General features: G+C 51.9%; 1 protein-coding gene. It reads left to right on the top strand.

Annotated elements, in window-relative coordinates; genetic code table 11:
- Window positions 1-310, top strand: a 310-nt coding sequence (locus H6B10_RS15975) for a hypothetical protein (RefSeq protein ID WP_204652418.1), incomplete at both ends; no start/stop codon positions are given.

Raw genomic sequence — 310 nt, 5'->3', positions numbered from 1 at the left:
ACCCAGACTGATAAACAACCGCAAAAGAAAAAAAAGAATACCTTGTCGCAGCGCCTGGATGACTGGCGGTGCAAACGTACTGTACGCGCGTGGCACCGTAAGAAAAAACGTGCTACGCGGCGGCGCCGCATGACGGGTATTTTTAGTAAAATCCCGTATAGTTATGTGATTGGCGATCTGCTGTATATGATCGGCTTCTGGGTCGAATATGCAGGGGTATGCGCGTGGCGCAAGTTGCGTGCCGTTGTGAACGCCATTGCCGCAACCGTGGGCAATTTGTTGCTGATGATTGTGCGGCCTTTTGTGCTGG

The organism is Gemmiger formicilis (assembly GCF_016901605.1).
GTDB classification, from domain to species: Bacteria; Bacillota; Clostridia; order Oscillospirales; family Ruminococcaceae; genus Gemmiger; species Gemmiger formicilis_B.
The sequence above is the reverse complement of the archived record's forward strand: the minus strand, read 5'-3'. Positions and strand labels throughout refer to the sequence as shown.